Here is a 24,018-nt window from a genome sequence, read left to right on the forward strand (position 1 = left end):
GATCAGTTGGCGGTCTTCGCCTTGTCCTGCTCGTCCTTGAGCTTCTTGGCGAAGTCCTGGTTGTTCTTGGCGACGAAGTCCTGCAGCTTCTTCTGCCGGTCCTCGATATCCGACTGCTGCAGCGGCGGGCCGTCATAGGCGCCGCTAAAGCCCTGTAGCGCGATCTTGATCGGGTTGGCCTGGTTCTGGAAGTTGATCGAGGTCAGCGTGATGCCCTGGCCCTTCTTGAACGAGGCGACGAGCTGGTCGGTCAGCGGCACTTCCGCCACGCAACGATCCGGGAAGCAGATGACATAGTCGAGCTTCTGGGCTTTGCCGGTGTCGATCTGCAGTCCGATGCCGGGAGGCACGAGGCGGCCGGTCGGGACGGTCACCTGGAACACTTTGCGGTTCACCTTGCCCTTGAGCTCGATCAGGCTGACGCCAGTGACGAGCTGGCCGTTGCCAGCGGTGACGATGTTCTGGACGTTGCAGATGTCGACGTCTTCCTGCTTGGTGCAGGCCTTGAACCAGCCCTGTGGAATCTGCGGCTGCTGCTGGGCGGAAGCCGAAGGGAGGCCCGCGCCGAGGAAGCCGACCACGCCCGCGGCCATGACCGACAGGCGGTACGCATTGCTGTTCAGGCTCGTCATGTCGTGCACTTCCTCTCAATGATCCCGGGACCGGCTTCTTCGTGCCCTGTGGTCCAGCTACCTGTTGCCGAAATGAGGCAACAGAATGACTTCGGACGGCGTGTTACACTGCAAGCTGGATCGAATCCAGCCCGGTATCTGCGATTCTTGGCAACGACATTGGCGGGCGCGCGGTTGGCTCATGCTAGGGTGCGCACCGAATCATCAAGCCGACCTGTGAAGGAGACGGTCATGGGCCGCGTTCTTGTTTGGCTGATCGCCGCACTATCGCTTTTCACCCTTTCGCCGCGGCCAGCCATGTCGGAACCCAAGCACGCTATCGCCATGCAGGGCGAGCCGGCACTGCCACCCGACTATACCCACTTCGACTACGTCAATCCCGATGCGCCGAAAGGCGGCAACATCACCTATTGCGTGGTCGGCAGCTTCGACAATCTCAATCCGTTCATCCTGAAGAGCCTGCGCACCACCGCGCGCGGCATGATGGATCTGACCTACGGCAACCTCGTTTTCGAGCCGCTGATGCAGCGCAATTACGACGAGGCCTTCAGTCTCTATGGCCTGCTCGCCGACAGCGCCGATATGGATCCTGAGCGCAAGTCGATCGAATTCCACCTCAATCCCAATGCGAAATGGTCCGACGGCGAGCCGGTGACGCCGGAGGACGTGCTGTTCACCTACGATGTCTATACCGACAAGGGGCGCCCGCCCTACAGCGCACGCATGAGCCTGATCTCCAAGCTTGAAAAGACCGGCGATCACAGCGTGCGCTTCACCTTCAACGACAAGGCCAATCGTGAAACGCCCCTGATCATCGCGCTGACGCCGATCCTGCCGAAACATGCCTTCAACAAGGAGACTTTCGACAAGACAACGCTGAAGCCGCTGATCGGCAGCGGACCTTATACAATTGCCCAGGTGGCACCCGGTCAACGCATCGTGTTCAAGCGCAATCCCGATTATTGGGGCAAGGATGTTCCAGCCAAGCGCGGCTTCGACAATTATGACCAGATCACCATCGAGTATTTTCTCAACGCCAACGCCAAGCTCGAGGCCTTCAAGAAAGGCCTCTGCGCGATCGATGACGACAGCGATCCGGTCAAGCGTGAGCGCGATCTCGATTTCCCGGCCTTCCACAGGGGTGAGGTGATCGCCGAGACCTTCGACACCGGCATTCCGCCCGTCGTGACCGGTTTCCTGTTCAATACGAGGTTGCAGAAGTTCTCCAACCCGACGGTGCGGCGTGCACTCGGCATGCTCTACGACTTCGAGTGGGCCAACAAGAATCTGTTCGGCGGCAAATACGCGCGCGCGATGAGTTATTGGCAGAATTCCGAGCTCTCCGCGCTTGGCCACCCGGCCGACGACAGGGAAAAAGCACTTCTGGCCCCTTACCCCGGCCGCGTACCGGCCGATGTCATGGACGGTACATACCGCCCGCCTGTCACCGATGGTTCGGGGCAGGATCGCAGGGTGTTGAAAGCTGCCTTCGATCTGCTGAAAAGCATCGGCTATCACGTCAAGGACGGGACGATGCTCGATCCGAACGGGCAACCCTTCGGTTTCGAGATTCTGGTCGCCTCTCAGGATGAGGAGCGCCTCGCCGGCATCTATCAGCGAACACTGGAGAAGATCGGCATCGATGTTACCATTCGCAGCCTTGACGGCGACCAGATCCAGTCCCGCAAGCAGCGCTTCGATTTCGAGGCTCTGATCGGATCGAGTGGCTTCAACAACTCGCTGTCGCCGGGCTTCGAACAGCTCGGACGCTGGGGATCCGAGGCGGCCAAGGCCGAAGGTTCCTTCAATCTCGCCGGGGTCGCGGATCCGGCGGTTGATGCGGCTATCGAGGCGATGTTGCGCGCTCGTTCGAAGGAAGACTACGTCGCTGCCGTCAGGGTCCTCGACCGCCTGTTGATCTCCGGCAACTACATGGTGCCGACCCAGTACAACACACAGCAATGGATCGCCTACTGGAGCTACTTGGAACATCCGAAGAAGACGCCCATATTCGGGTACCAACTGCCTACCTGGTGGCGCAAGACCAATTGAAGGATCAGAGATCGATATGAGCGAATCGAACGCCATTACCGTCGATGTGGTGTCCGACGTCGTCTGCCCCTGGTGCTTCATCGGTCAGAAGCGGCTGGACAAGGCGGTCGCCGCGGCCGCGGATGTCGAGGTGCATATACGCTGGCGGCCGTTCCAGCTTGATCCGACCATTCCGCGGCAAGGCAAGGACCGCCGCGAATACATGCTGGCTAAGTTCGGCAGCGACGAGCGCATTCGCGAAATTCATGCCCGCATCGAACCGCTTGGCGAGGCCGAGGGCATCTCCTTCGCCTTCGATGCCATAAAGGTGGCGCCGAACACGCTCGACGCGCATCGTCTGATCCGCTGGGCCGGTGCCACCGGCGAGGATGTTCAGAACCGGCTGGTGCGCCGCCTGTTCCAGTTGAATTTCGAGGAAGGCGCCAATATCGGCGACCACACCGTGCTGGTCGAAGCCGCCCGCGAGGCCGGCATGGACGCCTCGGTTGTCGCCACGCTCCTGCCGAGCGACGCCGACGTCGAGGCGGTTGGCACGGAAATCGCCACCGCTTCGCGCATGGGCATCACGGGCGTGCCGTGCTTTTTGCTTGAAGGCAAATATGCCGTGATGGGTGCACAGGACGTCGACACGCTGGCCGACGCGATCCGTCAGGTCGCGGCAGCCAAGGCGCGTGGCGAGTTGGAAACGGCCGGCTGAGGCCAGCCATCTCGCAGCGATAGCATGAGCTGGCGTCGCGTGAGCAACCGGGCTCCCGGCCGCCATGAATCGGACATCAAGGAAGGCGTTGTTCGGGAATTCTGGTCGGTTCCCGACGAAAAATTTGTCCCGCCAACAGGATTTTTGATTCACAAAACCGTGTGCGGAGCTTCCCTTAGGGAAGATATTCCGCAGCTACGTTATCTATGCGTAAATAGCTGAATATCTATATATTTTCTAACTGTTGCCAGTCGTTCGGTTGGCGATTCAATCCTCGATATGTTGCCTCAGGGCAACGGCTGCGGACGCAATCCCGTCTGCCCGCTTTAAAAATTAATGGAAAATGATCAATTGGTGTTACCATCCGTAACAAAACAAAAAAGGTTTGGGCGGGATCGTGATTCGGATCGGCAGACGATCGCAAGCGTCAGTACCGGATGGACTACACCGCGACGCCGCGGGGCAGTCGCACCTGACACCGGTATCCTCGATGCGCAATTTCTGGGGGCTCATGCGAGCCTACTGGGTTTCGGACCGCTGGAAGGAAGCCTGGACGCTGACGCTGGTGATCGCGCTGCTCACCGCGCTGTCCAGCAAGGCAAGCGTGTGGTTCGCCATGGCTTCGGGCGAATTGGTGAATTCCATCGCCTTCCTGCACGACGCCGCCAACACTCGCCCGCTTGAGACAATCCTGACCAACGCCGGCATATTGGTGCTGCTGGTCCTGCTCAAGGACGCCGGCTTTACCGGTATACGCAATCTTGTCTCGGCAACCTTGCACCGCAAATGGCGTGGTTGGCTGAACGACCAATTCAACCAGGCCTTGCTCGACGGCAACCATACACATTTTCACGCCCAGCATGGTTCCGTGGACGGCGGCATCGTTGCGCCCGACAATGTTGACCAGCGCATCCAGGAATCGATCAAGGACATGACCGGCGGCGCGATCGGGCTCGCCATGGGCGTGCTGGGTCTCGCGACATCGCTCTACTTTATCGGCCAGAACCTGCTGCAGTCGTCGGTCGAGGTCAAAGGTCTAGAGTTCCTTGGCAGCTATGGCAGCGCTGTTCTCGCCCTTCTCGCGGTTGCCATCTACGTTCCCCTCAACACCTGGATCGCCGTCAAGCTCGGCAGCCTGCTGGAACGTCTCAATATTCGCATGCAGAAGGCCGAGGGAAGCTATCGCAGCGAACTGACGACGTTCCTGCGCCGCAGCTTCCATGTCGCCGCCTCGCATGGCGAGGGCGTGCAGAAGAGGATGCACGACCGGCTCTATGTCGACATCGATCGCACCTGGGGGCGGCTGAATGTGGTCAACACCAGCTACATGTCGTTCGAGCTGATCTACAATTTCGTCGGCGCCCGTATTGTCGCCTATGCTCCAGGCTTGGTGCCGTTCATCCACAGCCGCCTGGACTATAAAGGCTACATCACCGGCTCCGAAATGGTCGCCCAGCTCATCAGCCAGTGTTCTTGGTTCATCCATGTGATGCCCGCCATCGCCACGCTGCGCGCCAACAGCCAGCGTGTGACGGAGCTCGCCAACGCGATCGAGAACGTCCAGCACCCGCAGGAGTTCTACAGCCAGAGCGGCCGCTCCGATTTCCAATACGCCAGTCAGAATCCGGTGTTCGGCCTGACCATCCAGAAGCTGGAGCTGGCGCATCAGGGCGAGGATGCGACGCCATTCCTCAGTTCGGCCAATCTGCGCTTCCGGCGCGGTGAATGGACCTTCCTGAAAGGCGAATCAGGTTGCGGCAAGACCTCGCTGATCAAGGCGATCAACGGCTTGTGGCCCTATGGCCGCGGCACCATCGTCTTCCCCGAGGGCGTCAAGAGTTTTTATGCCGCCCAGGAGGTCAAGCTGCCGCAGGTATCTCTGAAGCAGCTGGTTTGCCTGCCAGGCTCCGAAGGCGACCATGGCGATGCCCAGGTCGCGGCCGCGCTGCACAAGGCCGGCCTCGGCGATTTCATCGAACACATGGCCAATGAAAGCCGCGAGGGCAAGAGCTGGGATCAGGTCCTGTCGGGTGGCCAGAAGCAGAAGCTGGTGGTGGCTCGTATCATCCTGCAGCAACCGGGGTTGCTGTTCCTCGACGAGGCGACCGGCGCTCTCGACCCTGACGGCAAGATTGCCTTCCATCAGGCCATCAAGGACAATTGCCCCGATGTCACCGTTATCAGCGTCATGCACGAAGCCGTGGCGCCGAGATCGGCTGCCGGGACCGAGTTCTACCACTCGATGGTTCTGATCGCCGACGGCGTCGCCACCAAGAAGCCGCTTACCCCGACCCTGCCCCTCGAACTCACCACGATTCTGGCTCAGCCCAGGCCGATCGAGGACAAATGGACGCGTTTCTCACGCCGGCTGAAGCAGAAATAACGCTGATGGCACCGGGACATGCCGCGTCAAGCGGCGGACGCTGATCACAGTCTCGCGATCAGGTTCGTTCGGCACTGTTTTCCGTCCTCACAGCGATTGACTCGGCAAGGCGCGCTCCTATGTTGCGCCGGCTTGCAGCCATTCAAAAAGCGAACTCGCAAGCAGAAAGGTCACCGCGCCATGCCTGGCGACAGTCACAGTCGAACGCAACCGCCGTCCGCCTAGACGTGACCTGACTGGTTCATGTCCTGCCGGACGGCAAGGAGTGAACCATGAACGAATTTTTCCCCGTGGCGGACGACGAGGCCGTCGCCATCGCCCGCATCCTTGCCAACGACCACGTCGCCGACGTTGTCGAGGCCCTCAATCATGAATCGCGTGAAACCGCGACGGAGCTGCTTTGCGCCGTACCTTTCGAGCGGCTGGTCGAGATTTTCGACCAGCCGGAACTGGAAGGCGCATCCGAACTGGCTGAGGCCCTGCCCCGCGCCAAGGCGAGCAAGCTCATCACCGCCATGTCCGTTGACCGCGCGGCCGACATTCTGCGCGAGCTCGACGAGCCGGCACGCTCCGAGCTGCTCGGCGCATTGGCCCCGCCGCTGCGCGCGACGCTGCTTTCCATTCTGGGCTATCCCGAAGGCAGCGCCGCCTCGATCATGACGACCGAGTTCGTGAGCGTTCCCTCGGACTGGACCGTCGGGCGTACGCTCGACTACATCCGCAAGGTCGAGCGCACGCGTGAGACCGTCTATGCGATCTACATCGTCGATCCGCGAACACACCTCCTGGTGCGGTCGACCGGCTTGCGCCGGCTCATCACCGGGGAGCCGGACGACCCGATCTTGTCGGTGGCGCCCGACCACGTGCCTGTGACGGTCACCCCGCTGACCGATCGCGAGACCCTGGCGCAGACGATCTCCAAATACGATCTGCTCGCCGTCCCGGTCGTCGACCACGGCAAGATCCTCGGCATCGTCACCATCGACGACATCATCGACACGATGATCGAGGAGACGACGGAAGACGTGCATCGCTTCGGCGGCATGGAGGCCCTTGACGAGCCATATATGAAGATGAGCTTCCTCGCCATGATCAAGAAGCGTGGCGGCTGGCTCTGCGCGCTGTTCATCAGCGAAATGCTGACGGCCAATGCGATGCAAAGCTATGAGGGCGAGCTGGAGAAAGCGATCGTGCTGACGCTGTTCATCCCGCTGATCATGAGCTCCGGCGGCAATTCAGGCTCACAGGCGACGTCGCTGGTCATCCGCGCGCTGGCGTTGCGCGAGATCGGGCTTCGCGACTGGTGGCGGGTGGCCTTGCGTGAACTGCCGACCGGTCTCGTGCTCGGCGCCATGCTCGGCGTGGTCGGCGTCTGCCGCATCGCGCTCTGGCAGTATATGGGCTTCTATAACTATGGCCCGCACTGGCCGCTGATTGCCGCGACGGTTGGTGCCGCGCTGGTCGGCATCGTCACCTTCGGCTCGCTATCGGGGTCGATGCTGCCTTTCGCCCTGAAACGGATCGGTTTCGATCCGGCCAGCGCATCGGCGCCGTTCGTGGCCACGCTTGTCGATGTCACCGGGCTGGTGATCTATTTCTCGGTGGCGCTGGTCATCCTGCGCGGAACACTACTGTAACGACAGTTCGACTGCCGCCGCCGGCCATGGCTGGCGGCGGCAGGCGACATCAGATGCGCTCGCCGTCCTTCACCCGATAGGTCGGCTTGTACATGGTAACCAGTTCCTCGGCCGCGGTCGGGTGCACGGCCATCGTGCGATCGAAATCATCCTTGGTCAGACCCGCCTTCAGCGGAATACCGAGCAACTGCGCCATTTCGCCGGCATCCGGACCCAATATGTGCGCGCCGAGAACCTTGCGCGAAGCGCCGTCGACGACCAGCTTTATCAGCATCTTTTCGTCACGGCCCGACAGCGTGTGCCGCATCGGCCGGAAGCTGGCGCGGTAGATTTCGATATCGGCGAAGCGTTTGACGGCGTCGTCCTCCGACAGGCCCACCGTGCCGATTTCCGGTTGCGAGAAAACGGCGGTCGCGATCGTATCATGGTCGGGCGCGGTCGGATTGTTCTTGAATACCGTTTCAACGAAGCACATGGCTTCGTGAATCGCCACCGGCGTCAGCTGCACCCGGTTGGTGACATCGCCGATCGCCCAGATGTTGTCGATGTTGGTGCGGGAATACCGGTCGACCTTGATCGCGCCGGTCGCGGTGACCATTTCGATGCCTATGCCTTCCAGGCCCATATTCTCGGTGTTGGGAATGCGGCCGATGGCGAGCATCGCCTGGTCTACCGTCAGCACCTGATCCCCGGTGATCCGCACGTCGAGCCGTCCGTCCGGCCGCTTGCTGACCGATTCTGAGACGGCATGGCAAAGGATCTTGATCCCCTTCTTCTCCATCGTCTCATGCAGCGTGCGCCGCAGGTCCATGTCGAAGCGGCTGAGAATCTCCTTGCCGCGATAGACCAGCGTGGTGTCGACGCCGAGGCCATGGAAGATGTTGGCGAACTCGACCGCGATATAGCCGCCGCCTTCGATCATGATCGCCTTTGGCAGTTCCTTGAGGTCGAAGGCCTCATTGGAAAAGATGCAGTGTTCGTGGCCGGGCAGTGCCGGATGCGCCGCCGGGCGGCCGCCCGTGGCGATCAGGATCTGATCGGCGGTGAGGGTGCGGTCCTCGCCCAGGAGATGCACCACGTGCGGGTCGACGATCATCGCTCGCGAATGAAAGGTCTCGCCGCCCGAGCCCTCGACATTCTTCTTGTAGATCGCTTCCAGCCGGCTGATCTCGCGGTCCTTGTTGGCGACCAGTGTCTGCCAGTCGAAACTGGCTTCCGGCACTGTCCAGCCATAGCCGGCGGCGTCAGCGAAATGCTCGGGAAACTGCGAGGCGTAGACGTAGAGTTTCTTCGGCACGCAACCCCTGATGACGCAGGTGCCACCGAAGCGGGATTCTTCGGCGATGCCGACGCGCTTGCCAAGCGTTGCCGCGACCCGCGCCGCCCTCACCCCGCCGGAGCCGCCGCCGATGACGAAGAGATCGTAGTCGTAACCGGCCATGAACGGCTCCTTGAACGTCTGAAAATGTGAGTGACAGGTAGGCCGCAAACCATCAAAAGAAAAGCCCGGACAAGCCGGGCTTCATGGATGGCCGCAAGACCATTGGCAGATCAGGATCAGTTCTGCGTGCCGTCCGCGGGGGCCGAACCATCCGCCGGAGCAGACCCGTCGGCGGGTGCTGCGCCATCCGCCGGAGCCGCACCATCCGCGGGTGCGGCTGGCGCCTTTGCTTTCGCCGCCGCCGCCAGCGTCTCGCCAACTTGCTGGGCGAGATCGCGCGCCACGCCGTTTTGCCAGATGTCGGCCGCCTTGACGAGGTCGCGCGTCACGGCCGGGCCGCTGTCGAGCAGCTTCTTGCCGGACTCGGAGCTGTAGAAGGTCGCGATGTCGGTGAGTTCCTTTTCGGAAAACACTTTCGCATAGGCAAGAGCCGCTTCCTTCTCGAGATCCGCGCGGCGCGAGGCCATAGCCAACGCCTTCTCGTTGATCGTCTTGCCGATCAGCTCCTGCATATCAGGGTTCTTCTGGATGAGCTGCGATTCCAGCGCGGCCGCAGCTTGCGGCAAAATGTTGTCGAACGGGTCGGTCGCATGGATCGCCGTGACCGCCGCCCGGGCCGCCTTCAGGTGCGATTCCGTGACGTCCTGCGAAAACGCCGGCGAAGAGAAAGCAAGGACGGCTGAAGCCGCCAGAACGGCGCAAAGGCTGCGAACCCGGTTATGCAACATCATGATCGGTAGAACTCCCTGGTTTTCGGGCGGCATGGACGGCCTGGATGCCGTCGCCGCCGGCGATGATGGCCACTGACGCCAGCCCGATGAAAAGACCATGCTCGACCACGCCAGGAATGGCATGGAGAGCATTCGAAAGCGCTCTTGTATCCGGAATGCGGCCAAAAGATGCATCGAGGATAAAATGGCCGCCGTCTGTAACAAAAGGCTGGCCTCCCGTCATCCTCAATGTCACCGGGCCGGAAAGGCCGAGGTTTTCAGCCGCCACGGCCACGGCGATCTCGGTCGCGCGCAGGCCGAACTGGTTGACTTCTATGGGGAGGGGAAACCGGCCGAGTGTCTCGACCATCTTCGATCGATCCGCGATGACGATCATGCGCTGCGAAGCCGCGGCCACGATCTTTTCGCGCAGCAGCGCACCGCCGCCGCCCTTGATCAATGTCAGCTCCGGGTCGACCTCGTCGGCGCCGTCGACGGTCAGATCGAGTTCGGGCGTTTCCTCCAGCGTCGACAACGGCACGCCGAGTTCGCGGCACAGCGCCGCGGTGCGTTCCGAGGTCGGCACGCCGATGACCCTCATGCCGCTGGCGACCTTGTCGGCGAGCAGCCGCACGAACTCTTCCGCCGTTGTGCCGGTGCCGATGCCGAGGCGCATGCCGTCGGTGACATGGGCAAGGGCCGCGCGCGCGGCCTCGACCTTCAATTGCCTTGCATCCATGCCGCTTGCTGCCCCGGGAAACTGGTGTTTGGGCTCCTAGCATTTTTGCCGGGCGGGTCAAAGCCCTTGAGCACGGGGCCTTGACCATCCGTCCACCAATGCTTGCCTAGACGGCCCACAGCCGCTATCGCGTCCGAACAGCAAAATCCGCATAGGAACAGACAATGACCCGACCGATCATCGTGTTCGACCTCGATGGAACGCTGATCGACACGGCGCCGGACCTGCTCGACAGTCTCAACCACAGCCTTGCCGCCAGCGAACTCGCGGCCGTCGACGAGGCCGGTTTCAAGCGCTTCGTCGGCCATGGCGGCCGCGTCATGATCGAACGGGCGCACAACGCCCAGCAACGATCCCTCGACGTCGCGGAGCACGACCGGCTGCTGAAACTGTTCCTCGATCACTACACCCTCAACATTCCTGGCAAGTCGCGCCCCTACCCCGGCGTGATCGAGGCGATCGCCCGCTTCGAGAAGGCCGGCTATCTCCTGGCTGTCTGCACCAACAAATACGAAGCCAATTCGCTGGCGCTGATCGAGGCGCTCGGCCTGACCAGGCATTTCGCGGCAATTGCCGGACAGGACACGTTCGCGTTCCGCAAACCCGATCCGCGCCATCTGATCGAAACCATCAAACTCGCTGGCGGCGATCCGCATCGCGCCGTGATGGTCGGTGATTCGCAGACCGACATCGACACGGCGAAGGCCGCCGGCATTCCTGTCGTGGCTGTCGATTTCGGCTACACCGACCGGCACGTGCGCGAGTTCGAACCCTCGGTCGTGATCTCGCATTTCGATTCGCTGACGGTGGAACTCGCGGACAGACTGATCGCTGCCTCGGCCCAATAACGACCGCGCCCGAACAGTCTTCAAATCAGCGGATCCAATCGCTCAAAGATCGCCAGGGATCGCCTTGACTTAATCGGTATGCCTCCCTTATATCGCGGCTCGCTTGGCCTTCGGGCAACGAGCGGGCGATTAGCTCAGCGGGAGAGCACACCCTTCACACGGGTGGGGTCGCAGGTTCAATCCCTGCATCGCCCACCATTTTTCTTCTGATTTTACGACTTGTCCGGTTTCGAGAGCTTTCGCCGTTTCGGCTAGAAGCGCGTAACTGGCCATCCTCTCCGCTTGAAGCAGGAGCGTGGCATCGGCGCCGGTCGAGCCCGGTCCCTGGGCGGCTTCGCCCGTCAATTGATGCGGGGAACATTTTCAGCTCTGTGGTGTTGGCCTGCGAAGGAGAACTGTTGTGATTAGACCTGACGCCATTTGGGCCCTGACAATCATCGGACCTGTCATTCTGGCTGCGATAATCATCTATGCTCTGGTAAACCAGCGGAGGCTTTCGCGGCGTGCCAAGGTTCACCAGGACGAAGCGGTAAACAACCTCTATGACGACCCCAAAGGGCGCTCGTCACCGGCGGGCGACGTCCGGGCCGAGGAGGCGGAGGTTCGACCTCCTCAGAAATAGGCTGCTTCCTCTTTTGCCGCCCCCTGGCGAGGCGGCGGGATTCGCAAGCGGGCGCCCGGCGTCCATGCGATGGAGGCTTCGTGGAATGCGTCACCGCCTCAACCGCCGTGGATATCGGGAGCCGCATGGGCGGCGAAGGCTTGAACTTCATCCACCACAACCTGTCAGGTAATCTGCTTCCGTCGGAACAAACCGCAGCCATCGGGCGTTTCTTCTCGTTCAAATATGAGGGAAATCATGTCCAGATTGGTTCTCGTGGCCGGCATGGCGCTTCTTTGCGGTGTCGGTTCGGCCTTTGCCGCCGATGACAAACCGCTGCCGCCCCCCAACGCCAAGAAGTTGTCTGAAATCCTCGCCAAGGTCGAGCAGCGCAACGGCTTCCGCTATGTCAAGGAAGTCGATTGGGAAGATGGCGCCTACACCATCACCTATTACACGGCGGACAAGGCGAAGGTCGAAATCACCTACGATCCCGTCACGGCCGAACCTAAATAAGACGTAAGCGGACCGCCGGCACAACGCTTCGTTCCCTCGCGCTCCTTGCCGCGAAGAAGCATCGCGCCTTTGGGCAAGTGCGGGGGTGTGTTCGAACCTGGCTCTTTGGGCCGGCCTTGATCCTGCTTGCCGGATTCGCAGCATCTGTGCGGCGGCGCCTGACGACGGCTTTCACCAGCCATGACGTCTTCCGTCTCCCCTTGCGTCAATTCGCCATTGATGGCTGATTGTGGAATGACTGGGCTTCACGGGGGTGGGCATGTCGACAGCGAAGCACATACTGAAGCGCGTCCTGATGATGCTCGCCGGCTATCTCGTCGCCATACTGGTTGGCCTGATCGCCGTGGTGGCGATCTATGCTGCGTTGAGCGCGCTGCCCAACGCGCCGGCCTATTTCGACCTGATGGGCGTCTCGCCGATCGCGGCCTTTGTGGTGCCGCCGCTCGGCATGTTCATCTATTTCCTGACGATTGTAGTGACCGCGCCGCAGACGCTGATTTTCGCACTGATCGCCGAGTTCTTCTCCTTGCGCAGCGCCTTGCTCCACATGCTTTTCGGCGCCGCGGCCGCCGCCGGCGGCTTCTTCCTGATCTGGCCGAGCGCGGCGGAGGACGTGGATCTGGAGCGCTGGGCCGACATCGGCATCATCGCCGCCGCCGGTCTGGTTGCCGGGCTTGTCTATTGGCTGATCGCCGGGCGCGACGCCGGTTTCCGGCGCCCGCTATCGGAGCGTTAAGCGCTCAGCTCGACGGCGAGCGCACCGCTTCGGTCGCGTCCAAGGCCTGCTTCAGCCGTGAGTCGCGATCGTAGACGTCGCTGAAATACTCGACCTTGCCGGACATGTCGGGCCAGGCGGTGAAGTAGGCGACGTAGACCGGAATCGTGCGCGTCACATTCTCGGTCGAGTGCCCGTGTTTCAGCTTCTCGGCGATATAATCGACAGAGGTGCCGAGCACCGCCGCCGCCATCCCGCGCGGATCCTGCAGGCGCACGCAACCATGGCTGAGCGCACGCATATCCTGTTTGAAAAACGATTTCTGCGGCGTGTCGTGCATGTAGATCGCGTGCTTGTTGGGGAACAGGATCTTCAGCTCACCCAGCGCGTTGGCCTCGCTCGGCTGCTGGCGCACATTGTAGGGAATGTTAGCACCATAGGCGCCCCAGTTCACCGCCGACGAAGGGATACGCTTGCCGCGCGAGTCCGTCACCTCGTAACCGGCGCGATCGAGATAGCCGGGATCGTTGCGCAACCGGGGCAGCATTTCGTTGACGATGATCGACTGCGGCACGCCCCAGTAAGGGTGGAAATCGACCTGCTTGATCTGGTCGTAGAAGAAAGCGGTCTGGTTGGTGACCCGACCGACGACGGCGCGCGTCTTCAGCTTCTCCTGGCCGTCGTCGATGTAGCTTGCGGTGAAGGCCGGCTGGTTGATGAAAACACGCGGGCTGCCGAGATCGGAAGGCAGCCAACGCAGTTCCTCCAGCGCCACTTCGACCTTGAGCAGCCTGTCGGCCTTCGATGTCCCGGCCAGCGAGGCGACGGTGCGCGGTCCGATGACGCCGTCTCCTTTCATGCCTTCTTTCACCTGCACCGCCTTGATGAGCGGAACCAGTTCGGGAACGTAGACTTCGCTGGTTGCCAGCCGCGACAGGACCTCGCCATAGGTGCCGCCCATCTCGTCATCGAGATTGCGCGCGATCAGCGACAGGAGTTTCGGCAGTTCTGGGCTGGTTTCGCCAGGCTTCAAAAGCAGCTTGGGATCGACGACGATCTCGTTCTCGGCGCTCGCCTGCAGCGATTCCAGTTCGACGCGCAGTGCCTGATACTCCGCATTCTGCGGATGGCGCGATTCGAGATAGGTGCGCACTTCCTGCGTATGCGCCAGCGTTTTAAGCACGCCGGCCAAGTCGAGCGGCTTGGTCGGGAAATCATAGTAGCCGGTCATGCGGTTCGGCTCGACACGGCCGCTCTGGGCGTCATGGGCGTAACGCAGCACGCGTGCCGACAGCGCCATCTCGAAACGGACGAGTTCCTTCAACTTGGCTGCGTCGTCCGTCGAGGCCGAACTGCCGGCTGGTACATCGACGGTATAGTCGGCAGGCGCGAGGCCGTAGCTCGCAGCCTCGCCAAGCACCCGCACGGCATCCTGCGCGCGGCTGTTGGGGCTGGTTCCGCTGACCCAGATGAAATCGGGGTTGGCCGAATAGTAGGCGATCAGCGCCTTGGCGATGTCCGGCTCGGCATAGAGTTCGTAGTCGGAGAGCCCGGCCATGGCTTCGTGGAAGGCAGCCCCCGTGGCCGAGGGAACGAAAGCGGCGTCTTGCGGTGTCGCCGGCTGCGGCGCGGTCGCCAGCGTGGAAAAGTCGATCCGCACCAGTCTGTCGGCCTTGTAGGTATAGTAGGACGGACTGCTGATCTTCACGCCGCCACCGCCGCCGCCACCGGCCGGCGCCTTCGGCTTGTGCTTTGGCGGAGGAGGCGGAAACTCGCCTTTCGGCTCATGCCTGATGCCGCCGCCGAACAGCATGTCGAAAAGCCCTTGAGCTCCTGCCTGAGGCATGCCGAAAGCCAGCGTCGCCGTAATCGCCACCAGCGGCATCACGGTTGCTTTTTTACCGAGGAATTTCATGGATCACCCGCTCCGGTCGCAACCGGTTCCCGTTCCGCAACGCTAGACCGTCCCGCTCACCGCATGGCGGATGTAAGGCGCGACTATACCGATTCATACCGATTTCGTTAAGCTTTCATAAATTTCGGCGGGCCTGTTGCAGAACGGTTTCACAACATCGTGACGGTCGGCGCGGCCAGATCGCCGCGCCGTTCGCGGGGGCGCAGCGTCTTCAGGCGTTTGCGCCGCCGTCGATGGTCAGCGCGGCCCCGGTGACGAAACGGCCCTCGGGGCCGGCGAGCCAAGCAACCATGCCGGCAATATCGTGCGCCTTGCCGAATCGCGGGGTCGCCATCTTCTGGATTTGATGTTCGGCATGCGGGCCGCCGGCAGGGTTCATGTCGGTATCCGTAGAGCCGGGATGCACGATATTGGCGGTGATGCCGCGTGGCCCGAGGTCGCGGGCCAATGCCTTGGTCAGGCCGACCAGCGCCGCCTTGCTGGCCGAGTATGCAGCCAGGCTGGTGTCGGTAACCCTCTCGGCCAGATTGCTACCGATCGAGATGATCCTGCCGCCCTCGCCCATATGTCTTGCCGCCGCCTTCGAGGCAATGAACGGCGCCCTCAGATTGACCGACATGGTTTCGTCGAAATCGGCAAGCGACAGCGTATCGATGGGTGCGGCGCGCCAGATGCCGGCACTGTTGACCAGAATGTCGAGGCGGCCGAAGGCGTTCATCGCCTCGGTGACCGAGCCTTCGATGGCGGCGGCGTCGCGATTGTCGGCTTGGATGGCAATGGCGCGCCCACCCGCCGCGACAATCTCGGCAACGACAGCCTGGGCCGGCGCCGCGCTGTTCACGTAGGTGATGGCGACGTCAGCGCCGTCGGCCGCAAGCCGCTTTGCAATCGCGGCACCTATGCCGCGGCTGCCGCCGGTGACCAAAGCTGCCTTGCCGTTCAATCCGTTCGCTGACATGTCATTCTCCTTTATGTAACGATCGATACATAAATTTCTGGCAGCCTTGTCCGGCGGCGTCAACTGAATTATGTATCGATCAACACACAAAAGAGCGCCATGCCGGAAAGAGGCCGTCCCCGCACCTTCGATCGAACCGCCGCCTTGCGGCGGGCAATGGAGCTGTTCTGGGCCAAAGGTTATGAAGGCACCTCGATCGCCGACCTGACGGCGGCGATGGGCATCGGTTCACCCAGCCTCTATGCCGCCTTCGGCAGCAAGGAGGCACTGTTCCTCGAAGCGACCGACTACTACACGGGCACCGAAGGCACGGAGATCTGGACCGCGCTGGACGAGGCGCCGACGGCATGCCAGGCGATCGAGAATTTTCTGCGCCAGACCGCCAAGGCCTATTCGCGGAACGACCGCCCGCAGGGTTGTCTGATCGCGCTTGGCGCGCTGCACCAGGATTCAAGCAGCGGCGCCATTTGCGATGATCTGCGCCGCCGCCGCGCCGAAAACCACACCCTCTTGCTCAGGCGGCTGGAGCGCGGTGTCGCGGAAGGCGAATTGCCGGCGGGGTTCGACAGCGATGCAGCGGCGACCTTCTATGCGACGGTCCAGCACGGCATGTCGATCCAGGCTCGCGACGGCGCTTCATGTGATGCGCTGATGGCGACGGTCGCCGGAGCGATGGCGGCATGGCAGGGACTTGCCGGAACGGCGTGACAAAGCGCTGGCGTTGTGCTGGAAATCCGCTCTGCGGCGAAAGAGCGCCGGGAGGGGATCGTCCGTGAAAAAAGGGTATCGCGAGCTGCTCGACGAGGCCAATGCCGAGATCGAGGTGGTGTCACCCGAGGAAGCAGCCGGGCTGCTCGACGACGAGGACACCATCTTCGTCGATCTGCGCGATCCTCGCGAGATCGAGCGCGACGGCAGAATTCCCGGCGCCAGGCATGTCACGCGTGGCATGCTGGAGTTCTGGATCGATCCCGAAAGCCCCTACCACAAGCCCTTTTTCGCTTCCGGAAAAAGCTTCGTCTTCTTTTGCGCCGGTGGCTGGCGTTCGGCGCTGGCCACCAAGACTGCGCAGGACATGGGTCTCTCCCCGGTCAAGCACATCCTCGGCGGCTACACCGCCTGGAAGGCCGCCGGACTGCCCGTGGAGCCCGGGGAAAAGAAGAAATAGCCTGAACGCGGATCAGTGGATCCGCGACGGCTCGCGCTGCGTGGTCACGAAGCCGACGGCGCGCTCAACCACGCCCTTGTCGGCCAGAATGCGGCGATGGCCGAGCCCGTCGGCCCAGTGCAGCCGCACATGGTCGCCGGCGCCGGCATAACGTCGCGCATGTTCAGCCGGTACCTCGCGGTCGTCGGAAGCATGGATGACCAGCGTCGGCACCGGCGCCTGGGCCAGCTGGCGGTCGCCGGTGAATTCATGCAGCGGCCGGCCGGAGAGATATTCGACACGATCGGCCATCGCGACCTGCGAGCGGGGACCGACATTGAGCATGCGACTGAAATCGGCGAAAATCGCCGGCAGCGAACTTGGCGCCGCGATCAGCACGAGACGTCCCGCCGCCAGCGGCGGGATGTCCTTGACGGAACCGGCGATGGCATTGGCGGCAACGGCGCCTCCGAAGGAATGGCCGACGGCGGCCACGAACGGTCCGAACCACTGGCCGGCCACCCTCGCGGCTTCGACGGCATTGACCATGTTCAGGTGCCTGCCCTGCGAATGGCCATGGCCAGGAAGATCAAGCGAGACGACCTTGTAGCCGGCGGCGCGAAAACCTTCGATCAGCACGCGCATATATTCGGTGCGCGAACGCCAGCCATGAATGACGAGAACGGTGCCGGCGGGCTCATGGCCCGGCTCCGGGCGGAATTCATGCACCATGACGCAGCCGGTCGCGGTCTTCAGCCTGTGATGCCGCGCCTCGGCCATGAATGCCGCGGCGCGATCGATGGCGCGGCGTTCGCCGTCGGTCAGCGTCCGCGTGCTTGGCGTGCGGCAAAACAATTCGAAAGCCGCGCGCCCGGTGATGCGTGGCGCGACATGTTCGGCCGCACCAAACACACCTCGGATGACCTTCAGCCCGAATGATGCCATAGTGGGAATCCATCCATACGTTCAAGCATGAACATAATAGTTCAAAGATGAACAATAAACAAGAGCTACCCTGGGACAACCCGCGTTTTCGCAACTGGGTCGCGGTGGCGCGCGCCTGCCATGTGCTGGAGCGCACGCTGGCGGTGAAACTCGCGCCGCTCGACCTCAAGCCGGCGCAGCTCGACGTGTTGATGAATCTCTACCGCCATCCCGGCATGTCGCAGCACGACCTTGCCCGCAAGCTGCTCGTCGGCCGTTCCAACATCACCATGCTGTTGCCGCAGCTGGAAGTGCGTGGTCTGCTGCGGCGCGAAGGCGACGAGAAGGACAAGCGCATCTTGCGGCTTACTTTGACCGAAGCTGGCGAGGCGCTGCTGATGCAGGCGCTGAAAGTGCATATGGCGCTGATCGAGAAGGCGATGAGCCAGTCGACACCGGAGCAATGCGACATGATCGGCGAGCAGATGCGTAAAATCTATGAGGTGCTGAACGAGGCGTGATCGCCTCTTCCGCCCTCAACTGACTACCACATCGACTTCTTCGCCCGCTCCGGCCATTCCCTGTCGTAAGTTTCGCCGTCGATGTTCTTGCGGCTGGTGATTTCCAGGATCTGGCCGGGGGTCGGCAGCGATTTCGGGTCGACGTGTCTCTCCGGATTCCACAGTTCCGACCGCACGATCGCCCGGGCGCACTGGAAATAAACCGACTCGACCTCGATCACGGTCACCGAACGCGCCGGCTTGCCTTCGATGATGAACGACGCGCACAGCGCTGCGTCCGTATTGATATGCGCACGGCCATTGATGCGCAGCGTCGTGCCGGAGCCCGGCACGAGGAACAGCAGGCCGACGCGCGGGTCGCGGATGATGTTCTTCAGCGAATCGGCACGGTTGTTGCCGCGCCGGTCCGGCATCATCACGGTCTTTGGATCTACGATCCTCACGAAGCCCGCGAGATCGCCGCGCGGCGAGCAATCCAGTCCCTCGGGACCGCTGGTCGCGAGCGCGACGAAGGGTGAGGCTTCGATAAAGGCGGCATATTCGGGAATGACATGGTCGAGTTCCTTGACCACGGAGGCTTCGCCGGGCAATCCGTAAAGCGCTTCGAGTTGCTCGACCGTGGTGATGACTGACATCTTTTTCGTCTCCCGATCCGCCCCCCTACTCCCGATCGCCCGTACTCCCGATCCATGACGTTTTGACGACGCAACGGCGGCTAACGATCGCGGCTCAAGCCCTTCTCGGCGAGTTCCGCTAGATAGGCGCTCCAGCGAGCGTCCTTCTCGTGGCCGAGCGTATGCAGATAGGTCCAGGTGAAGATGCCGGTGTCGTGGAAATCGTCGAAGGTGATGCGCACGGCGTAATTGCCGATCGGCTCGATCTTCAGGATGGTCACATCGCGTTTGCCGGGCACCGTCACCCGCTGTTCCGGCGAATGACCCTGCACTTCCGCGGAAGGCGATGCCACGCGCAGCAACTCCGCCGGCAGCTCGAACGGTTGGTGGCCCGGAAACGTCACGGTGAGCAGCTTGCGGTCCCTGGAGACCCTCAGTTCCTTTGGCGCTGTCATGATCTATCCTGCTTGAATGTCCCTTCCCTACGCTGCTTCGCCCGCTGCGCAAAGGCGTCGAAGGCGTCCGACATGCAATGTCGGTCGGGGAATGTTACCAAAGATCGAGGCAAGCTATCTTGAATGGCGGGCTGGATCGTATCACATAGCTGTATATAACGACGCCGGTAACGGCCACGGAAACGCTCGGACATGAACATGATCGACCCCTTCGGTCGCACGATCAGCTATCTCAGAGTGTCGGTCACCGACCGCTGCGATTTCCGCTGCACCTATTGCATGGCCGAGGATATGGCCTTCCTGCCCAAGAAGGACCTGCTGTCGCTGGAAGAACTCGACCGGCTCTGCACCGTGTTCATCGAGAAGGGTGTGAGACGGTTGCGCCTCACCGGCGGCGAGCCGCTGGTGCGCAAGAATATCATGCATCTGGTGCGCCAGCTGTCGCGCCACCTCGACAGCGGCGCGCTGGAAGAACTGACGCTGACCACCAACGGTTCGCAGCTGTCGCGTTTCGCCGGCGAGCTCGCCGATTGCGGCGTTAAGCGCATCAACGTCTCGCTCGACACGCTCGATGCCGACAAATTCCACGCCATCACCCGCTGGGGTCACCTCGGCAAGGTCATGGCAGGTATTGATGCCGCCCAGGCGGCCGGACTGAAAGTCAAGCTCAATGCGGTGGCGCTGAAGGATTTCAACGACGCCGAACTGCCGGAGATGATGCGCTGGGCGCATGGCCGCGGCATGGACCTGACGGTCATCGAAACCATGCCGATGGGCGAGATCGACGCCGACCGCACCGACCAGTATCTGCCGCTATCCCTGCTGCGCGCATCGCTCGCGCGCCAGTTCACGCTGACCGACATCCCCTTCAAGACCGGCGGACCGGCCCGCTATGTCAACGTCGCCGAGACCGGCGGCAAGCTCGGCTTCATCACGCCGATGACGCATAATTTCTGCGAAAGCTGCAACCGGGTCAGACTGACCTGCACCGGCACGCTCTATATGTGCCTCGGACAGGAAGATGCCGCCGACCTGCGTACGCCGTTGCGCGCATCCGAAGGCAACGAACTTGTTTGCGACGCTATAGACGAAGCCATCGGCCGCAAGCCGAAAGGCCATGACTTCATCATCGATCGCCGCACCAGCCGTCCATCGGTGTCCCGGCATATGAGCGTCACGGGCGGCTGACCTTCTCGCCTGCCTGTGCGAGAATGCCTTGCATCATCGGCTTCGAGGCAAGGCATGCGGTGGCTTTTTTTGATCGTCATATCTCTGGCTGCTGTCTTGGCGAGCACCGCGATGGCCGCGCAATCCACCTACGTGAACGAGCGCTTCGGCACCGTCTGCACCTTTCCCGACGAAATCTTTACCGATCGTCAGCCCGAGCCTGAAAACGGTGACGGTCAGGTGTGGCTGAGCAAGGACGGCGCCAGCCTGACCTGCTCCGGCATCCTCAACGTCGACGAAGACACGCCGAAAGGCTTTGTCGCCGACGAAAAGGCGAGCAAGGAACCCGGCTATGCGGTCACCTACAGCAAGACCGGCAAGAACTGGGCAGTGCTGTCGGGAATGAAGGACGGAAAGATCTTTTACGAGCGGCGCCTGTTCGGCCGCGATGGCGTAATCCGCACGGTCTGGATCGATTATCCGCCGGCCCTCAAGTCGAAATACGATCCGCTGGTCGGTGCCATCGCAGGCAGCCTCAAGGGACAGTGAGTATTTCGGATCACACCCCAGAAAAAGTCTTGTTCGCAAACCGGTGCCGGATTTACGGCCAGCTTGTTCCAGCCTAGCCTCCGCCCGTAAGCGGCTCTTCGCTCACAGGGGGAATACGTCATGCGCAAACTCATTCTTTCTCTTGCGTTGCTTGGCTTCACGGCCCTGCCCGCAGCTGCCCAATCGATCGGCGGCACTTACACCGTCGCCGGCACCAATTTCGACGGTTCGGCCTATGGCGGCGAAGCCACCATCACGCTGACCAGCGGCACCACCTGCACGATCCACTGGGAGACGGGCGGCTCATCCTCGGATGGCATCTGCATGCGCAACGACAACGCCTTCTCCGCCGGCTACGTCATGGGCAAGGATATCGGCCTCGTCGTCTACAAAGTCGAGGATGACGGGTCGCTGCATGGCCTGTGGACCATCGCCGGCAAGGACGGCAACGGCACCGAGGTGCTGACGCCGAAGAAATAGTCGTCGCCTACGGCTGGACAGCTTTCGGGAGGCGATGCCGCCTTCCGATGGAATTCGTGCCGGATCCAGGATGATTTCACGTTGGTGAAGATGGATATCGGGCCCTGGCCCAGCCCTTTGCCGTTGCTGTTCCGTGGCGGGCTGTTACAGGCTTGCCTGCTCAGGCAATCGGTAGGTGTCTTGCCCCTCTCCCCAAACCTTCGCGGCGCGTTGTTCATGGTGGTGGCGATGGTTGGCTTCACGCTCAACGACGCCATTACCAAATACTCTTCGCAGTCGATGAACATGGCGCAGGTCATGCTGATCAGAGGGGCGTTCGCCTCGCTCTTCGTCGGCCTGCTGGCCTGGCAACGTGGCGCGCTTCTCCAGCCGCGCCTGATGCTGCATCCCCTGGTTGCGATCCGTGTGCTGGGTGAAGCGGGCGGTACGGTCTCCTTCCTGGTCGCTCTCGCGCATTTGCCGATCGGCAGCGTTTCGGCCGTTCTGCAGGCGCTGCCGCTGGCCGTGACGATGGGAGCCGCCCTGTTTTTCGGCGAAGCGGTCGGCTGGCGGCGCTGGCTGGCGATCGCCGTCGGCTTTATCGGCGTGCTGGTCATCGTGCGGCCGGGCTTCGACGGATTCAGCGCCTATTCCCTTTGGGCGCTGGCCTCCGTTGCGTGCTGCACGGTGCGCGACCTCTCGACCAAGCGCATCCCGCAGGTCATCCCCACGATGCTGGTCTCGACCGCCACCGCGCTTGCCATGACCATCGTCGGCGCGGCGCTGCTGTCTCCGATGGGCGGCTGGACACCGATGGCCGGCAAAAGCACGATGCTGCTGGCACTGGCCGCGGTGCTGGTGCTGATCGGCTATCAGTTCATCATCATGGCGATGCGCTCGGGCGAGATCTCCTTCATCGCCCCCTTCCGCTACACGGCACTCCTCTGGTCGATACTGCTTGGCCTGATCATCTTCGGTGACGTGCCGGACATGCCGATGATCGTCGGCGCCACCATCGTCGTCGGCTCGGGTCTCTACGCGCTTTATCGCGAGCGGATGGTCGGCCGGCGCAGGATCGTCGCCGAAACCACCGGTCCGGCGATGGCGCCGGACGGACTCTAGACGGACCTTGAAGGTGCTTGCGGTTTCCGGCGGCTGGCGTACAGGCTGGGTGGTATGAATCGGCATGTCGCGGGGATCATTCTGGCCGGTGGCCAGTCGAGGCGGATGGGCGGTGGTGACAAGAGCCTGTTGCCGCTCGGCGCTGGCTGCGTGCTTGACCAGATCCTGTCCCGATTCGCCCCACAGAGTGAAACGCTGGCGCTGAGTGCTAATGGCGACCCCGCACGGTTTGACCGTTTCGGACTGCCGGTGCTTGCCGATACCGTCGAAGGCTTTGCCGGACCGCTTGCCGGGATCCTGGCCGGCCTCGAATGGGCGGCCGCCGGCACGCCTTGCAAGGCAATCGTCACCGCTGCCGGCGACACGCCTTTCCTGCCGCTTGATCTCGTCGACCGTCTGGCGGCGGCGGCCGATGAAAGTCCCGGTTCGATCGCCGTCGCATTCTCCGCAGGCAGGCCGCATCCGACCTTCGCACTATGGCCAATCGGATGCCGAGACGCCTTGCGGCTTTTCCTGGTCGATGAGGACAACAGGCGGGTTTCGGCCTTCATCGAACGGCACGGCCATGTCGAGGTCGAATTCCCGGTCCTGCAATCCGCCGGCCAACCCATCGATCCATTCTTCAACATCAATATGCCTGACGATCTTGCCCAGGCTGAACTCCTGTTGCAGAGCATGACGTCATGAACAGACGCGTCTTCGGCATCACCGGCTGGAAAAACTCCGGCAAGACCACCCTGACGGAAAAGCTGGTCGCCGAGCTTGTGCGGCGCGGCTGGAAAGTCTCAACGGTCAAACATGCGCATCATGATTTCGACATCGACAAGCCGGGCGCCGACAGCTTCCGCCACCGCCAGGCCGGCGCCACCGAGGTTGCGATCGTATCGGGCAATCGCTGGGCGCTGATGCACGAGTTGCGTGGCGAGCAGGAGCCGCCGCTGGACGCCATCCTGTCGCGGCTTGCCCCATGCGACATCGTGCTGGTCGAAGGCTACAAGCGCGAAGCCCACCGCAAGATCGAAACGCGACGGCTGGAGGCGAAGGACCGGACGCCGCTTGCGGCCGCTGACCCCAATATTGTCGCCGTCGCCGCCGATTTCGCCCTCACCGACAAGGTCCTGCCGGTATTCGACCTCAACGACGTAAAATCCATAGCCGACTTCATCGAGCGCACGACCGGCCTCGTTGCTTGAGAAGTAACGTAAGGGCAGAAGCC

The 24,018-nt window shown here is 62.2% G+C and carries 25 protein-coding genes and 1 tRNA gene; 17 read left to right on the forward strand and 9 right to left on the reverse strand.

All coding sequences use genetic code 11. The features are described 5' to 3' along the window. Positions 1–2: 2 nt before the first annotated feature. The gene (locus tag FJ948_RS00650) at positions 3–632 is read right to left on the reverse strand and encodes an invasion associated locus B family protein (RefSeq protein ID WP_015317881.1); all 630 of its coding nucleotides are present in this window, start codon (positions 630–632) and stop codon (positions 3–5) included. A gap of 231 nt (positions 633–863) precedes the next feature. Here FJ948_RS00650 and FJ948_RS00655 point away from each other — a divergent pair, with 231 nt between their 5' ends. The 4 genes from FJ948_RS00655 (at position 864) to mgtE (ending at position 7,401) form a co-directional block, all read left to right on the forward strand. Further along, positions 864–2,684: an extracellular solute-binding protein gene (locus FJ948_RS00655; RefSeq protein ID WP_140701224.1), complete on the forward strand. Its 1,821-nt coding sequence runs from the start codon at positions 864–866 to the stop codon at positions 2,682–2,684. A gap of 16 nt (positions 2,685–2,700) precedes the next feature. Then, complete coding sequence (locus FJ948_RS00660; RefSeq protein WP_140701226.1) at positions 2,701–3,381, forward strand: DsbA family protein; 681 nt, start codon at positions 2,701–2,703, stop codon at positions 3,379–3,381. Positions 3,382–3,871: 490 nt separating this feature from the next. Then, positions 3,872–5,764 (forward strand): ABC transporter ATP-binding protein/permease, encoded by a 1,893-nt coding sequence (locus FJ948_RS00665; RefSeq protein WP_181173528.1) that lies wholly within the window; start codon positions 3,872–3,874, stop codon positions 5,762–5,764. A 272-nt stretch (positions 5,765–6,036) separates the two neighbouring features. Then, on the forward strand, positions 6,037–7,401 hold the full coding sequence (mgtE, locus tag FJ948_RS00670; RefSeq protein WP_140701230.1) for a magnesium transporter: 1,365 nt from the start codon (positions 6,037–6,039) through the stop codon (positions 7,399–7,401). 49 nt (positions 7,402–7,450) lie between these two features. Here mgtE and gor read toward each other — a convergent pair whose 3' ends face one another. From gor to rpiA, 3 genes are all read right to left on the reverse strand, one after another. After that, entirely contained in the window at positions 7,451–8,842 is a 1,392-nt protein-coding gene (gene gor / locus FJ948_RS00675) for a glutathione-disulfide reductase (RefSeq protein ID WP_140701232.1), read from the reverse strand. 116 nt (positions 8,843–8,958) lie between these two features. Then, positions 8,959–9,573: a DUF2059 domain-containing protein gene (locus FJ948_RS00680; RefSeq protein ID WP_140701234.1), complete on the reverse strand. Its 615-nt coding sequence runs from the start codon at positions 9,571–9,573 to the stop codon at positions 8,959–8,961. After that, positions 9,560–10,291: a ribose-5-phosphate isomerase RpiA gene (rpiA, locus tag FJ948_RS00685; protein ID WP_140701236.1), complete on the reverse strand. Its 732-nt coding sequence runs from the start codon at positions 10,289–10,291 to the stop codon at positions 9,560–9,562. Before rpiA ends, FJ948_RS00680 begins: the two co-directional genes overlap by 14 nt. 164 nt (positions 10,292–10,455) lie before the next feature. Here rpiA and FJ948_RS00690 point away from each other — a divergent pair, with 164 nt between their 5' ends. From FJ948_RS00690 to FJ948_RS00710, 4 genes are all read left to right on the forward strand, one after another. Further along, positions 10,456–11,139: a phosphoglycolate phosphatase gene (locus tag FJ948_RS00690; RefSeq protein ID WP_140701238.1), complete on the forward strand. Its 684-nt coding sequence runs from the start codon at positions 10,456–10,458 to the stop codon at positions 11,137–11,139. A gap of 123 nt (positions 11,140–11,262) precedes the next feature. Next, positions 11,263–11,337: transfer RNA gene (locus FJ948_RS00695), tRNA-Val, on the forward strand. A 661-nt stretch (positions 11,338–11,998) separates the two neighbouring features. Further along, positions 11,999–12,256: a PepSY domain-containing protein gene (locus FJ948_RS00705; RefSeq protein ID WP_140701242.1), complete on the forward strand. Its 258-nt coding sequence runs from the start codon at positions 11,999–12,001 to the stop codon at positions 12,254–12,256. 259 nt (positions 12,257–12,515) lie between these two features. After that, complete coding sequence (locus FJ948_RS00710; protein ID WP_140701244.1) at positions 12,516–12,992, forward strand: hypothetical protein; 477 nt, start codon at positions 12,516–12,518, stop codon at positions 12,990–12,992. A 4-nt stretch (positions 12,993–12,996) separates the two neighbouring features. Here FJ948_RS00710 and FJ948_RS00715 read toward each other — a convergent pair whose 3' ends face one another. Together FJ948_RS00715 and FJ948_RS00720 are read right to left on the reverse strand one after the other, a co-directional pair. Further along, complete coding sequence (locus FJ948_RS00715; RefSeq protein WP_140701246.1) at positions 12,997–14,886, reverse strand: murein L,D-transpeptidase; 1,890 nt, start codon at positions 14,884–14,886, stop codon at positions 12,997–12,999. A gap of 211 nt (positions 14,887–15,097) precedes the next feature. Continuing rightward, positions 15,098–15,844 (reverse strand): 3-oxoacyl-ACP reductase family protein, encoded by a 747-nt coding sequence (locus tag FJ948_RS00720; RefSeq protein WP_140701248.1) that lies wholly within the window; start codon positions 15,842–15,844, stop codon positions 15,098–15,100. Between the two features lie 99 nt (positions 15,845–15,943). On the opposite strand from FJ948_RS00720, the gene FJ948_RS00725 reads away from it, so the two are divergent. Next, positions 15,944–16,552 carry a TetR/AcrR family transcriptional regulator gene (locus FJ948_RS00725; RefSeq protein WP_140701250.1) on the forward strand — a complete coding sequence of 203 codons (609 nt, stop codon included), beginning with the start codon at positions 15,944–15,946 and terminating at the stop codon, positions 16,550–16,552. Positions 16,553–16,616: 64 nt separating this feature from the next. Beyond that, complete coding sequence (locus FJ948_RS00730) at positions 16,617–17,012, forward strand: rhodanese-like domain-containing protein (RefSeq protein WP_140701252.1); 396 nt, start codon at positions 16,617–16,619, stop codon at positions 17,010–17,012. Positions 17,013–17,024: 12 nt separating this feature from the next. Here the strand turns inward: FJ948_RS00730 and FJ948_RS00735 are convergent, their stop codons facing one another. Further along, positions 17,025–17,936: an alpha/beta fold hydrolase gene (locus tag FJ948_RS00735; RefSeq protein ID WP_140701253.1), complete on the reverse strand. Its 912-nt coding sequence runs from the start codon at positions 17,934–17,936 to the stop codon at positions 17,025–17,027. Positions 17,937–17,983: 47 nt separating this feature from the next. On the opposite strand from FJ948_RS00735, the gene FJ948_RS00740 reads away from it, so the two are divergent. After that, the gene (locus FJ948_RS00740; RefSeq protein ID WP_140701255.1) at positions 17,984–18,436 is read left to right on the forward strand and encodes a MarR family transcriptional regulator; all 453 of its coding nucleotides are present in this window, start codon (positions 17,984–17,986) and stop codon (positions 18,434–18,436) included. Positions 18,437–18,459: 23 nt separating this feature from the next. Here FJ948_RS00740 and FJ948_RS00745 read toward each other — a convergent pair whose 3' ends face one another. Together FJ948_RS00745 and FJ948_RS00750 are read right to left on the reverse strand one after the other, a co-directional pair. Then, on the reverse strand, positions 18,460–19,071 hold the full coding sequence (locus FJ948_RS00745) for a pyridoxamine 5'-phosphate oxidase family protein (RefSeq protein ID WP_140701256.1): 612 nt from the start codon (positions 19,069–19,071) through the stop codon (positions 18,460–18,462). Between the two features lie 80 nt (positions 19,072–19,151). Beyond that, positions 19,152–19,505, reverse strand: coding sequence for a DUF971 domain-containing protein (locus FJ948_RS00750; protein WP_140701258.1), 354 nt, complete (start codon positions 19,503–19,505; stop codon positions 19,152–19,154). Positions 19,506–19,697: 192 nt separating this feature from the next. Here FJ948_RS00750 and moaA point away from each other — a divergent pair, with 192 nt between their 5' ends. From moaA to mobB, 6 genes are all read left to right on the forward strand, one after another. Continuing rightward, positions 19,698–20,693, forward strand: coding sequence for a GTP 3',8-cyclase MoaA (gene moaA, locus FJ948_RS00755; protein WP_140701260.1), 996 nt, complete (start codon positions 19,698–19,700; stop codon positions 20,691–20,693). Positions 20,694–20,804: 111 nt separating this feature from the next. Continuing rightward, positions 20,805–21,221 carry a hypothetical protein gene (locus FJ948_RS00760; RefSeq protein WP_246677434.1) on the forward strand — a complete coding sequence of 139 codons (417 nt, stop codon included), beginning with the start codon at positions 20,805–20,807 and terminating at the stop codon, positions 21,219–21,221. 120 nt (positions 21,222–21,341) lie between these two features. Then, complete coding sequence (locus tag FJ948_RS00765; RefSeq protein ID WP_140701264.1) at positions 21,342–21,701, forward strand: hypothetical protein; 360 nt, start codon at positions 21,342–21,344, stop codon at positions 21,699–21,701. A 180-nt stretch (positions 21,702–21,881) separates the two neighbouring features. Beyond that, positions 21,882–22,802, forward strand: coding sequence for a DMT family transporter (locus FJ948_RS00770; protein ID WP_140701266.1), 921 nt, complete (start codon positions 21,882–21,884; stop codon positions 22,800–22,802). Between the two features lie 54 nt (positions 22,803–22,856). Beyond that, entirely contained in the window at positions 22,857–23,489 is a 633-nt protein-coding gene (mobA, locus tag FJ948_RS00775) for a molybdenum cofactor guanylyltransferase MobA (protein ID WP_140701268.1), read from the forward strand. Then, entirely contained in the window at positions 23,486–23,995 is a 510-nt protein-coding gene (gene mobB / locus FJ948_RS00780) for a molybdopterin-guanine dinucleotide biosynthesis protein B (RefSeq protein ID WP_140701270.1), read from the forward strand. The genes mobA and mobB overlap by 4 nt, the downstream gene beginning before the upstream one ends. Positions 23,996–24,018: the final 23 nt, after the last annotated feature.

It is taken from the genome of Mesorhizobium sp. B2-3-12 (assembly GCF_006442205.1).
Classification (GTDB): domain Bacteria; phylum Pseudomonadota; class Alphaproteobacteria; order Rhizobiales; family Rhizobiaceae; genus Mesorhizobium.